Annotated in this window: 9 protein-coding genes and 3 pseudogenes; 10 read left to right on the top strand and 2 right to left on the bottom strand. The window is 36.9% G+C overall.

The window, feature by feature from the left end; genetic code table 11:
- Positions 1 to 33 precede the first annotated feature (33 nt).
- Positions 34 to 243, bottom strand: coding sequence for a restriction endonuclease subunit S (locus HMPREF0493_RS08520; RefSeq protein WP_228117017.1), 210 nt, complete (start codon positions 241 to 243; stop codon positions 34 to 36).
- Between the two features lie 427 nt (positions 244 to 670).
- Here HMPREF0493_RS08520 and HMPREF0493_RS07860 point away from each other — a divergent pair, with 427 nt between their 5' ends.
- From HMPREF0493_RS07860 to HMPREF0493_RS09395, 3 genes and pseudogenes are all read left to right on the top strand, one after another.
- Positions 671 to 1,210 (top strand): helix-turn-helix domain-containing protein, encoded by a 540-nt coding sequence (locus tag HMPREF0493_RS07860; protein WP_040457470.1) that lies wholly within the window; start codon positions 671 to 673, stop codon positions 1,208 to 1,210.
- Between the two features lie 156 nt (positions 1,211 to 1,366).
- Positions 1,367 to 2,680: pseudogene (locus HMPREF0493_RS07855) on the top strand (FAD-dependent oxidoreductase); the annotation flags it as partial.
- Positions 2,681 to 2,709: 29 nt separating this feature from the next.
- On the top strand, positions 2,710 to 2,880 hold the full coding sequence (locus HMPREF0493_RS09395) for an IS66 family transposase (RefSeq protein ID WP_421831101.1): 171 nt from the start codon (positions 2,710 to 2,712) through the stop codon (positions 2,878 to 2,880).
- Positions 2,881 to 3,220: 340 nt separating this feature from the next.
- Here the strand turns inward: HMPREF0493_RS09395 and HMPREF0493_RS07850 are convergent.
- A pseudogene (locus tag HMPREF0493_RS07850) lies at positions 3,221 to 3,733 on the bottom strand (Cna B-type domain-containing protein); the annotation flags it as partial.
- A 725-nt stretch (positions 3,734 to 4,458) separates the two neighbouring features.
- Here HMPREF0493_RS07850 and HMPREF0493_RS08170 point away from each other — a divergent pair.
- From HMPREF0493_RS08170 to HMPREF0493_RS09150, 7 genes and pseudogenes are all read left to right on the top strand, one after another.
- Positions 4,459 to 4,797 (top strand): annotated as a pseudogene (locus tag HMPREF0493_RS08170) (recombinase family protein); the annotation flags it as partial.
- A gap of 101 nt (positions 4,798 to 4,898) precedes the next feature.
- Positions 4,899 to 5,216, top strand: coding sequence for a hypothetical protein (locus HMPREF0493_RS07835; RefSeq protein ID WP_006352803.1), 318 nt, complete (start codon positions 4,899 to 4,901; stop codon positions 5,214 to 5,216).
- Between the two features lie 317 nt (positions 5,217 to 5,533).
- Positions 5,534 to 5,782: a hypothetical protein gene (locus HMPREF0493_RS07825; RefSeq protein WP_006352801.1), complete on the top strand. Its 249-nt coding sequence runs from the start codon at positions 5,534 to 5,536 to the stop codon at positions 5,780 to 5,782.
- Between the two features lie 253 nt (positions 5,783 to 6,035).
- Positions 6,036 to 6,479 carry a site-specific integrase gene (locus HMPREF0493_RS08515; protein WP_006352800.1) on the top strand — a complete coding sequence of 148 codons (444 nt, stop codon included), beginning with the start codon at positions 6,036 to 6,038 and terminating at the stop codon, positions 6,477 to 6,479.
- 60 nt (positions 6,480 to 6,539) lie between these two features.
- Positions 6,540 to 8,441 (top strand): site-specific DNA-methyltransferase, encoded by a 1,902-nt coding sequence (locus tag HMPREF0493_RS07815; RefSeq protein ID WP_006352799.1) that lies wholly within the window; start codon positions 6,540 to 6,542, stop codon positions 8,439 to 8,441.
- Between the two features lie 2 nt (positions 8,442 to 8,443).
- Positions 8,444 to 10,876, top strand: a complete 2,433-nt coding sequence (locus HMPREF0493_RS07810; RefSeq protein ID WP_228117005.1) for a DEAD/DEAH box helicase family protein — start codon at positions 8,444 to 8,446, stop codon at positions 10,874 to 10,876.
- Positions 10,877 to 10,892: 16 nt separating this feature from the next.
- Complete coding sequence (locus tag HMPREF0493_RS09150) at positions 10,893 to 11,465, top strand: restriction endonuclease (protein WP_006352797.1); 573 nt, start codon at positions 10,893 to 10,895, stop codon at positions 11,463 to 11,465.
- Positions 11,466 to 11,664: the final 199 nt, after the last annotated feature.

The raw sequence follows: 11,664 nt of genomic DNA, 5'->3' as shown, positions 1-11,664 counted from the left end.
CGTTTTTGAGGGTCTATTTGTATATTATAGCCCCTATACAAACATATTTTGTAAAAAGCCTTTTTTCTGTTCTTTCAACAAATCTAACTTACGCTGATGAAGAGCGATAGTATCATCTAGTTGTTTGAAGAATGAAGCTATTTTTTCTTGTTCGGAGTAGTCTGTTATAAAGAAATTCAGTTTAGAAATAACTTTACCATACATATGGGTTATGGTTGTACCAACGGTTAGGTTATAGGAAATAATTTTTGTCTTTGTGAATTAACCTGATAGCTCATAAAGGTAGACAAAACGCCGACTCCTTCTTTAGGCCTTCCAATGATTATATCGCCACCCAGTTTAACGTTGTTTAACGTAATTGCATTTGTTTGTGCTGTGCCATTAGGAACAGTAGAGGATCCTGGAAATAACAAATCATTATCTTTTGATAACACTCCATTATCATTAGAACTCCAGAACACTTCACTAATGACTTCTGAATATTTTGTATAAAGATGCCCGTAGGCAATAGCTGGATTATTGCTAGAATAAATAAAACTGTCTAAAGGTAATCCTTTCCCGTTACCAAAATCATAAATGGTACCTAACTTACGCTGTTCCCAAGCGTCAGCAAACCCTGCAAATCTTAATTAGCAGAAGTTAAAACATAGATATGGTTAGGGGGATGCTAATGAAGTCAGAAGCCACTAAACAAAAGTTTATCCAGTTAAGAGCTGAGGGCTTAAGCTATGCCAAAATTGGTGAGCAATTAAATATCAGCAAAGGCACCTGTAGCAAGTGGGAAGGTCAACTCACTGATGAAATTGCTGAGCTAAAGAAGGACCGCCTTCAGGAACTCTATGAAGAGTACGGAATGCAAAAAGAAGCCCGCATTAAAGCCCTGGGCAAGGTCCTCAACAAGATTGACGATGCTATTGATGATGCCGACTTCTCAGCCATGACCCCAGCTCAGCTACTGGATGCACGATTGAAATACCAGAAGGCCCTGAGTAATGAGTATGTACCAACTACTAACGTCTCTCCTAGTGTCACAATGGGAGCCCTTCAATCCAGACTCCTGACACTAGCTAACCAGGCGGAGCACAACAACCTCAACGATCAGTCCGCTAAAGAGCTTCAGGCACTCACCCTCATTATCAATGAGACCTACCACAGGTCAAAAATGGAGAGTACTGAACACGATTTAGGTTTAGACCTTCTAGGATTGTAGGGAGAAAAATATGTACACTAGAGCAGAAGTCGAAAGACAAATAAGATGGTGAAATGATGACTATAAAGTCAAGCCAGATAAATAGGTAGTTGAGCATATAAATTGCTTGTGGCGCTTTACTTACTTATAATAAGTGCAATAACAAATGACTAGTAAAAGGCGGGTAAGACATTAGCTAAGTACTTGGCTCAGCATGATGAGACCGTGCTTCTGATTGAACGGTCTAAACAAATGTACGGAGGAACTTGCATCAATGTTGGCTGCCTACCATCTAAAAATTTAATTTTTAATGGCCAACGTGGCGTGGACTTCACTACAGCAGTTAATAAGCGTGGTGAGATGACTAGACAGTTGCGAAACAAAAACTATCACATGGTGGCTGATGAGCCACTAGCAACAATTTGGAATGGTTCAGCACGTTTTATCGACAATTATGTTTTGGCAGTCGTAATGAGTGATGGAACAACTAAGAAGGTGAGAGGTGAACGTATCTTTATTAATACTGGAGCAGTTCCAAATTGGCCATCAATCCCAGGGTTAGAATTTAGTCAGCGGATTTTTACGTCTAAAGAAGCTATGGAATTGAAGAAACAACCGAAACGACTAGCAATTATTGGTGGCGGTTATATTGGCCTTGAATTTGCTGGAATGTTTAATTCCTTTGGTACGCATGTAACGATTTTCGACCAACATACCAGATTATTAGAGCGCGAAGATCCTGATATTGCGACCGAGGTCGTAGCAAATCTGACTGACGCAGGGATCGAGATTAAACCGGCGACTCAACTAACGCAAGTAAAAGATAATGGTGAGAGGGTTACATTATATTATCAACAAGGTGATCAAACTAACACTGCGGAATTTGATGCGGTATTAGTTGCAGTCGGTCGGCGGCCTAATGTAAGTAGTTTAGGACTAGAAAATACTGATATTACTTTAACCAATCGCGGTGCTATTCAGGTCGATGATCATTTAAGAACTACAGTACAAAACATTTGGGCTTTAGGTGACGTTAATGGTGGTCCTATGTTCACTTATATCTCATTGGATGATTTTCGTATTATCATAGATCAATTGTTTGGTAAGGGGGATCGCTCAACGGCCGATCGAATGGTGATACCGACTGCTTCGTTCCTAAATCCACCACTGGCCAACGTTGGCTTAAATGAACGTCAAGCTAAGAGTGCAGGTTATGATTTACAAACCTTCAAGCTATCAGTCAAGGCGATTCCAAAGGCCCGGGTCTTGGAGGATCAACGCGGGCTTTATAAGGTAATCGTTGATCAAAAAAAACACCTTATTTTAGGGGCAACATTGTATGCCGCTGGGGCTCATGAAACCATCAATCTAATTGCATTGGCAATGAAGGCCAAATTACCTTACGAAAGATTACGCGACATGATCTATACTCATCCAACAATGTCTGAAGCCTTGAATGATCTTTTTAAGACCCCGGTTGTGAAAAGCTAACGCCCTAGAAACACAAAGCCGACTAGTTAATCGAGGAAACAATCAAGAAATCACCGTTAAAATTATTACGCAATGTGATTAACAATGCCCTTAATCTAAAGGACCGGGTTTACCAGATCTTTGAGCATTGTGATCTACCTTTACACAATAACCACGATGAGCAACAGATCCACTCTACCACGCTGGTGCGAAAGAAATAAGTCTGTTCACAAAACCAACGGCAGGCGCAAAGGCTAATACGATCTGGTTTGGTATTGTACAAATGGGAAAATTAAATAAACTGGACGTCTTTAAGTATTTTTAACCATTACTAACGGTTTACACGCAACGTAACACGCCAGATATTGAGGCTTATTTACCGGGGGCTCCAGAAATTCAGGCCACGTGTCGTGTTTAATAGAGAAACTAAAGCGGGCGACTAACGCAGAAAACTGCGTTGGTCGCCCGCTATTTTTGTTTGAACCCAGGGATCTGAGATACCATCAATGGTTAAGATTCAACCCGGTTCGTTGTGGAGTGCTTACGATCATTCAATCATGATCAAATAGTAAATCTACTTATAACTACTAAACCTAAGCTTAGCAATAACGTCACTAGTCCAATTAACATCATACCCATTGATGATCCATCACCTGTTTGAGGTAATTTACCTGTTTTTTCGTAGGTTTTACCTTGAGTGTAAGCCTTTGGTGTTACCTTATTCCCATTATTAGGAACCTGGGGCTTCTTAGGCGTTGTCGTATTAGGAACCTGAGGCTTCTTAGGCGTTGTCGGCTGATTAGGAACCTGGGGCTTCGGCGTTTTCGGCTTAAGAAGGGTATTAAGGGTATTAGTAATATTGTAATCATCAACAGTACTGGTGTACCCAGCAACTGGATTTTCCGTTACCGTGTAGATAATCTTCTTACCATGAGCATAAGCGGGTAAGTTGTCCCAACTGTACTGCCAGTTATCACTGGCAGTAACCGTCTTACTTGCGATTTTCTTACCGTTAGCCAACAAGTTTACCGTGATTGAACTTGGGCGGATTCCATCTTGATTGTTATTATCCTTCTGTTGTGCTTCTGTATTAGTAACTGGCTTCTGAGAAGTCTGATCGTCTGAAGAATTAGTATTATCTGTAGTATTACTATTAACGGTACTTATCTGCGGTTCTTCCTGTTGATTAATAACAGACCCAGAACCCGTACCGTTCTGAGTAATATTCGTCTTGCTATCAGCATATACGGTCATACCACTATTAGATGATATCCATATTGCCCCTAATAACGAAAATAAGACTAGTCCCATCATAAATAAAAGTCGACGATGCCTAGATTTATTACTAATACTGTTGCCTCACTGTTGCCTCCTTCTTTGTTTTCTATGCGCAATACTAAAGATTATCACGTGCCCTTATATTACCATCTTTTTATAGGAAATTTCACACTAACTTCACCAACCGTCAATAGTGATATCACTAGTATTAGCATAGTTATCAAATATATGTTCCCGATGACATAACAAAGGCGCTGTATCGACAGTGAAAAAGCCGGCACAGCGCCTTTTGCTATATTCAAATTCCGGTATCCTCTATAGGATTTCTCATTAGGATTTCTCATTTTCATATTCATACCTATCTAACAGTACGAACTACCAAGAGAACATATTATCTAAAATAGTATTATCTATACTTCATAAAAAGGCCAATAGGGTATACCCTAGAGGTCTTTTTTTATTTCTGTGCTATGCTAGGAATTACAAGTGTTCATTAGAACTGTCCAAAAGGAGAACTGGAAATGGCTAAAATCGGTTATGCGCGTGTGAGTTCCAAGGAGCAACATTTAGATCGACAGTTAGCGGCTTTAAAAGACGTTGATAAATTATTTACGGATAAATAAAGTGGGGCTAACACTAATCGACCAGAACTGCAAAAAATGCTGGCCTATATTCGTGAGGGTGATATTGTCCTAGTCACTGAATTAGATCGCTTAGGCCGAAACAACCAGGATTTAACTAAGATCATGAACACCATTCAAAATAAGGGTGCCACCCTAGATGTGTTAAATTTGCCGTCCATGACTGGAATTACTGACCCTAATTTGCGTCAACTTATGACTAACCTCATCATTGAATTGTAAAAGTACCAGGCGGAAAGTGAACGTAAGCGGATCATTGAGCGACAGCAACAATTAAGCAATGGGACGAGAATCCAGAAAACTTTGAAGCACAATTAGAGTTGATCCATAGTCCTTTCACTCAGGTTTCTACAAATGACCAAAGAGCAGAAGAAATTGCTATTAAGAGCGGTATTGATTTAGAAGCATCCCCAGAAGTAGATGGAGATAACTACCACTTTGTAACGGATGACAAAGAAGTATTTGCTATTTTAGGTAATTATGATGAAAATCTGCTCGAGAAAATTAATAAACAGCGTAAATTACCTAATGCTACAGTTGTACTGCGTGAAAAGGATAATGGTTCAGAAACCAAGTTCAACTTAATCGAAAAATTAAAGCAAGAACCAGAGCTAAATGATCACTTTAGTTTTGAGTAGCTATAATAATGCAAGATCAAGAATGATCTGTCTTAATAAATGCTTAAAAATATTATTCTAGCGTGCCAGAGCCCCCCTACCGTTTAATTATAATGATTGGTAAAGACGGGAGCGGTGCTAGTCCATATTGCGTAATAAATCCGCTTTTCAAAAGTTTTTTATTGAATGTGGTGAGTCGGGCAAGTTTAGTTGTATCAAGGCTCAACAGCTTTTAATGTTCTTTATTTGGGTTGCAAAAATACACAATCAACACAAGGCACACAACATGTTTATAATAAATTCTGAAAAGCAAAGTATAGTTGAAAGAAGGAGAATGCATGACAGGTAGCAACCTTACAGGAATCAGAAACCGACTAAGTAGAATTGAAAAATGTATCCGTAGTAAAGATACAGGCGTAAATTTGGTTATTGCTGAAAGTGACGGCACATGGACTACTGGTGATAGATCATTTAAAACAGAAGCGGAAGCCGTGGACTATCTCAATCAGAAATTAAAATATCAAACGGGCAGCAGCACAATTATTATTGATGATGTTGCCACAAGAATGGTGACAACCAATAAATAAATGCAAAATAAAAAAGCCCACCTTTTGGAAGGAAGGTAGGTTGCAAGTAATTATAGATCAACTTTAATAACAATAGTTGATGTATCTATTATACATGATATGTGTGATATGCACAAGTTGTGTAACATACACACTATACACAACTTATTGTTTAACTGTCACTCTTCTTATTGCATGCACAAGTTGTGTAACATACACACTATACACAACATACACAATGTATATATAATAGCGTGCGAGAGGTGAGCATGTTATGAATAACGAAATTAGCATAACGCCAGTGCCTAGACAGGATTTTAAAAGACAACATGATCAATATGAATTAAGCTTAAATACAGCCGATTTAGATAGAATGTTTGCTAACTTTATTAGTTATATTGATGCATCCCAGAATACAGTGAGAACTTATAAAATCTCTTTAAGGCAATGGTTCAAATATATGCAGAAGTTTAGTATAAGGCAGCCAGTACGAGAAGACGTACAAGCTTATCGGCAATATCTTAGCGACAACGGAAAAAAGCCGACTACAATTCAAAATTACATAGTAGCGGTTAAAAGATTTTTTAGCTGGACAGAAGACGCAGGATTATATCCAAACGTTGCAGCCCACGTTAAAGGTGCGCAGATTAGCAGAAGTTTCAAAAAGGATTACCTAACTAGTCAACAAGCGCGCCACGTTTTAGAACCCCGGACTTAGAGCATTTCGAACTGCTATAATTCTTATTGATGACAAATATAGAAGGATACGAGGCTAAACATGACAAATAATGAAGAAAGATTCAAAGCAACTACTCCGAATTTTAGAACAGAAGCAGCTAAGAAATTAGCTGAACTCTTTCCAGAAGTAGTTGCTGACGGTCAAATTGATACAGATGCTTTAGAAGAATTGCTTAATCCAGACTTAGAAGATGAAGAATCAAATGAAAAATATGAGTTTATCTGGCGAGGTAAGAAGAATTCAAAAAGAATTGCTGATGCACCAGCGCGTGATACGACTTTAATCATGGACAAAGACAAGTCTAAAGATTGGGAAAATACCAAAAACGTATATATTGAGGGTGATAACCTTGAAGCTTTAAAGCTTATGCAGAAAGCATATGGTGAAAAAGTCAAAATTATTTACATTGATCCACCTTATAACACTGGTCATGACTTTGTTTACAAGGATAACTATCATGATTCTTACCAAAACTATCTTGAAACAACAGGACAATTAGATGATGAAGGTAATATCACTACAACTAATAAGGAAAGTAATGGACGCTATCATACTGACTGGCTCAATATGATGTATCCGCGTTTAAAATTAGCTAGAAATCTCCTAACAAAAGATGGTGTAATTTTTATTTCAATTGATGACAACGAACATGACAGATTGAAAATTATGTGTGATGAGATTTTTGGTGAGTCTAATTTCCAAGCAGATTTTATTTGGAAATCTACTGCCGGATCTAACACAGGATCTGCAATAAAAACAGTTACAGAATATATAGTTTGTTATGCAAAAAATAGTCGATTCTTTGAAGCGGCTGGAATTGAACCCGCGAATGATAATAAATATAAACTAGAAGATGAATACGTTAAAAGACGTGGAAAATATTTATTGAATAAATTGGATCGAAGAATGACACCTCTTCATTATTCAGAATCACTCAATTATCCTATTCAAATGCCTGATAACACCTCTATTTATCCTGGAGGAAAGGGTAAACAAGATAATTGGAATTGGCGTTGGTCAAAAAACAAATTGCAATGGGGTATAGACAATAAATTCATTGTTATGAAAAAGGGTAAACAAGGATGGTCTGTATACTTCAAACAATATCAAAAGGTAGATAATGAAGATAATCAAATAAATAGAACTCTGCCTCAGCAAAATCTCCTAGATATAGATGGTGTTAGCTCAGCACGTGGGACTAAAGAAGTAACGGATTTATTTAACAATGATAAAGTTTTCGATTATCCTAAACCAATTAATTTGCTAAAACATCTTATAAAGATCATTGCTGAAAAAGATATTACAATCTTAGACTTCTTTTCTGGATCTGGTAGTACAGCTCAAGCAGTTATGGAACAAAACGCGGAAGATGGTGGCCATAGAAAATTTATCATGGTTCAACTCCCAGAAAAGACTGATAAGAAGTCAGTTGCTTATAAAGACGGCTATAAGAATATACCTGATATTGCTGAAGAACGTATTAGAAGAGCTGGTGAAGCTATTCAAAAGGAACATCCTAAAGCTGATATTGATACAGGTTTTAAGGTATTTAAGCTTGAAAGGTCTACTATCAAACAATGGGACAAGAATCCAGAAAACTTTGAAGCACAATTAGAGTTGATTCATAGTCCTTTTACACAGGAATCTACTAATGATCAGAGAGCATTAGAAATTGCTATTAAGAGCGGTATTGATTTAGAAGCATCCCCAGAAGTAGATGGAGATAACTATCACTTTGTAACGGATGACAAAGAAGTATTTGCTATTTTAGGTAATTATGATGAAAATCTGCTCGAGAAAATTAATAAGCAACGTAAATTACCTAATGCTACAGTTGTACTGCGTGAAATGAATAACGGTTCAGAAACCAAGTTCAACTTAATTGAAAAATTGAAACAAGAACCAGAGCTGAATGATCACTTTAGTTTGGAGTGGCTATAATTATGAGAATTAATTACGAAAAACTACCATATCAGCATGAAGCAGTTAAAGCTGTAGTAGATACCTTGTCAGGTCATGATGACCTTGCTACTAAAATGGTGCTTGAACCAGAGCAATTAGACGAATCAGTACAAGAAACTTTATTAAATAATAATCAAAAATATCCAGGTGCAGACTATTTAAAACCTTTCCCTCAATTCAACATCGAAATGGAAACTGGTACTGGTAAAACAATGGTTTATCTGCAGACTATCATGGCTCTGCATAAACGTTTTAATGAGAACAAGTTTGTCATTGTTGTACCTAGTAGAGCTATTAAGGCTGGGGTAGAAGATAGTCTTAATAAGTTAAAAGACTACTTAAGTGATATTTATAATACTGACAAGTACCATTATTTTGTTTATGACTCAAAACAGATTTCAGAATTGCAGAATTTTGCCGGCAGCAATTTTGAGATTATGCTGACGACTGTCCAGGCTTTTAATAAGTCTACTAATGTTATTAATCAAGAATACAATGAAGGATTCTTTGGTGGTAGACCTCTTGATCAGATTAGGGATGCACATCCAACTGTAATAATTGATGAACCACAATCAGTTGATGGAGCTAAAGCTGGTAAAGAAGCAATTGCCTCATTAAGTCCTAAAGTAACTCTTCGTTATTCAGCAACACACAAGGATAAGCAATATCCAATGCTGTATGAATTTGGACCGGCTCAAGCATACCAAGCTCATATGGTTAAGCATATTGAAACTCTTGGAACAGAAGTAAACACCAATGGTAATGTTGCCTTTGTCCAATTGAAAGAGAAGCCTAAGCCGATAGGTAATTCACTTCAAGCCAAAGTAATTGCCTATAAGCAAGTAGGTGACGAATACAAGAAGAAGACTATTACTTTAAATCAGAATGATAGCCTCTTTGAAAAAACTGCTAACCCACAATATAAAGAGTGGGGGAGAGTAGTAGAAATTAACCGTGCGGATGATTTCGTCGAATTCGAAAACGGCAAGCAAGCCACATTAGGTAATAATGAAGGTGAAGCTCAAATTTGGATTCAATCTCAAATGGAAGCCCTAATAAAAGATCATCTTAACCGTGAATTGGCAATGCAAGATCAAGGTATTAAGGTATTATCTCTAATCTTCCTCGATGAGGTTAAGAATTACCGAATTTACACTGCAGATGGCGCTAAGAAGGGACAATATGCCGAATTATTTGAAAAGATATATGAAAGAGTCCTTCATAGCAATCCTAAATACAAGAAATTGTATAATTACAATGTCCCTGTAGAAGAAGTTCATGATGGGTATTTTGCACAAGATAAAGCTACTAAGAAAAAGCCAGCTATGTATCGTGATACTAAGGGTGATACCAAAAAAGATGAGACAGCCTACGATGCAATTATGCAAGATAAAGAAGGTTTGTTAACTCAATATATACCTGGTAAACCTGAAACAGATACTAAGGCTGCTAAATTACGTTTTATTTTTAGTCACTCGGCTTTAAGAGAAGGTTGGGATAATCCTAACGTTTTCCAAATTATGACCATTACAACGCCTAAGAACGACCTTACTAGAAGACAAAAAATCGGTAGAGGATTACGTATTCCAGTTAATCAGAAAGGTGAACGTGCATATAACGATAGACAGAATATCGTTACTATTTATGCCAGTGAAACCTTTGAACAATTTGCTAACGGATTGCAGAAAGAATATCTTCAAGACGGTGTTATTAGCAACAGGATTGATGAAAATACCTTTGCCGGCTTAATTATTAAAAAGCGTCAATCAGATGCAGATGACATTGGCAATGATACTGAAATCCTTAATCAGAAATCTAGTGATTTTAGTGTGCCAGATGAACAATCTGAACAACCTCAAGTTATGCATAAGATCACTAATGAAGAATCTAATACCTTTGCGGAAGTTCTTAAAGAAACTAAAATCACTAATAGTAAGGGAGTGGTCACAGTACAAGTGATGCGCTCTTTAACTAAAGAAAAGAAGCAGCAAATTGTAAATAAGGCTGCTGAAAAAGGTCTTGAAGAAGAAACAGCAACTTCTATGGTTGATTACTTTACTAACCAATATAAGGTTCCTGTGATTGAAAATAGACAGAATAAGGAGCATGTCAAAGTAATAAATCGTAATAATCCTTATCTAAATGATCTTTGGGAAAAGATAGCTAAGAAAGTAAATTACCGTGTTGAGTTTAAAGAAGAAACTTTAATTAACGACATAGTTAATGGCTCAAATCCTTTAGCTGATATTCAGCTTGAAAAGATGACTGCGGTCCAAAAGAGAGCCAAAATCAATCTAAACAAGACTAATGTATCTAATGAATTGATTTCAACTAACACTGAACATCTTGAAAATTCTGATTTACCAATTTTAGATAATTACCCGACAACTGGCAGACCAGGTTGGTTTAACTAAACAAGCTATAGCGAAGATGATTCTTGAAACAAACAAGAAGAATCCAGGTTTTATTGACAGTATTAAGTTAAATCCAGCTTTATTTGTTCAAAGAGCTAAACAGAATATTAAGGCTCATGAAAGCAGACTGTTAAATCAATCTTTAGTCTATGTATTAAATGGTGAATCTTGGAGCAAAGATGAATTAAAGCCTTTCAATGCTGCTAAGAACACCTTATGGTTAGTTCCTGACAAAGGATTAAAAAAGACATTATTTGATAAAATAGCTGTTGATTCTGATGAAGAGCGACAGTTTGCTAATCAACTGGTAAATGAAGACAAGATCAAATACTTCCTTAAATTACCTCATTGGTTCAAGATTCCAACACCATTTGGAAACTATAATCCTGACTGGGCTATTTTAGCTGAAAAAGACGGTTCACAGCACTTATACTTTATTGCGGAAACTAAATCAACAACTGATAGAACTAAACTAAGAAATGATGAAAATGCCAGAATTGATGCTGGTAAAAGAGCATACGAAGCAAAAGGTCTTGAAGATGTCATATTTAAAGCACCCGTGGTGGTTGTAGGTAATCTGGAAATATAGATAATTCGAAAGGTGTGTCTATGGGTAAAGAAGAATTACGTCCATTTGAAAAAGAATTCATCGACAAGACAACTGGAGTATTAGCAAAATAAAAATCTATTAAAGATGATGAAGCCTATACCTATGATCCAGAGCATATTGATGGTGTTGAGATAATTAACTGTAGTGACCCTCGAAATTCGGACACGAATCTCGGGGG

Source organism: Lactobacillus amylolyticus DSM 11664, from assembly GCF_000178475.1.
Classification (GTDB): Bacteria; Bacillota; Bacilli; order Lactobacillales; family Lactobacillaceae; genus Lactobacillus; species Lactobacillus amylolyticus.
This window is presented reverse-complemented; position numbering and strand designations above follow the sequence as displayed.